Source organism: Terrabacter terrae, from assembly GCF_039529575.1.
In the GTDB taxonomy this organism is placed as follows: Bacteria; Actinomycetota; Actinomycetes; order Actinomycetales; family Dermatophilaceae; genus Terrabacter; species Terrabacter terrae.
Window position 1 is genome coordinate 1 of record NZ_BAAANB010000170.1, and the last position, 1,335, is coordinate 1,335.

At 69.5% G+C, this 1,335-nt stretch carries 1 protein-coding gene; it reads right to left on the reverse strand.

Features of this window, described 5'->3' with window-relative positions; genetic code table 11:
• On the reverse strand, positions 1 to 902 hold a 902-nt coding region (locus tag ABD194_RS20415; protein ID WP_343994934.1), incomplete at its 3' end, for an alpha-hydroxy acid oxidase.
• Positions 903 to 1,335: the final 433 nt, after the last annotated feature.

Sequence of the window (1,335 nt, forward strand, 5' to 3'; positions counted from 1 at the left end):
GCCTCCACGATCGCGGGGAGCGCCTCCAGAGGCGTGACGGCCCGGTCGAGCTGGCGACCGCCATGGTTCGACACGACGATCGCGTCCGCGCCGGCATCGACGGCGGCCCGCGCGTCCTCCTCCGTGAGGATCCCCTTGACCACGAGGGGCCCCGCCCAGATCGAGCGGAGCCAGGCGAGGTCCGCGATCGTCGCAGCCGGGTCGAACAGGCTGCCGACGAGCTCGGCCACAGTGCCCTCGAAGCGATTGAGCGAGGCGAACTCCAGCGGCTCCGTCGTCAACAGGTCGTACCACCACGCCGGATGCAGCGCACCGTCGACGAAGGTTCGCAGAGACAGCGACGGCGGGATCGTGAGGCCGTTGCGCACGTCGCGCAGGCGCGGCCCTGCGACCGGAGTGTCGACGGTGAGGACGAGCGCTTCGTAACCGGACGCCTGGGCCCGCGTGATGAAGTCACGACTCGCCTCACGGTCGCGCCACAGGTAGAGCTGGAACCAGCGACGAGCCTCCGGTGCAGCGTCGGCGAGCGCTTCGATCGAGGTCGTCCCCATCGTGGACAGGGCATAGGGAATGTCTGCCCGGGCAGCGACGCGGGCGACGGCAGTCTCGCCCTCGGTGTGCATCATCCGGGTGAAGCCCGTGGGGGCGAACACGAGAGGTGCTGCGGCAGGTCGCCCGAGGATGACTGTCGTGGCATCCACGTCGGAAACGTCCTTCAGGACGCTGGGCCGGAACTCGATCCGTGCGTAGGCCTCGCGCGAGCGCTGCAAAGCGAGTTCATCACCGGCACCGCCGTCGGTGTAGTCGAAAACTGCCCGGGGTGCCCGCCGACGGGCCAGCATCCTCAGGTCCGCGACCGACGCGGCCGCGGCCAGCCGCCGGTCTGTCGTGTTGAGCGGCACGCTCCTCGGACTGAGGAGGGGCTGCAGCTCGGACCATCGCGGCCGGCGTCGCGCGCTCATGTCAGATTTCTACACGACGGCCCCCATCGCCGGGAGACAACGGGGGACCGTCTCGCCGCGGCAGTGAGAGCTCTTGGAGGGCAGCCGAGTTCTGGGAACCCCGAGGACAACCAGCTGCCCCAGCACGCATACAACCCTGGCCGGACCACCGCTGAGGCCAAAAAGCGCCGCAACGCATCAGGCCTTCGCCCCTGTGTTCGCTCCCGTGACCAGAGCACCTGCCAGGTCCGCGAAGCTGGACCCGATCCCAACGGCGACAACGGCGCTGGGGTCGCATCTCGGCCGTTGCGCTACCTGAGCAGAGTTGACCCGTCCCGCCCACTGTGGGACAGCGTCAAAGCGCGCCCTCTGACGCGCTCCCCGGCACCCAACG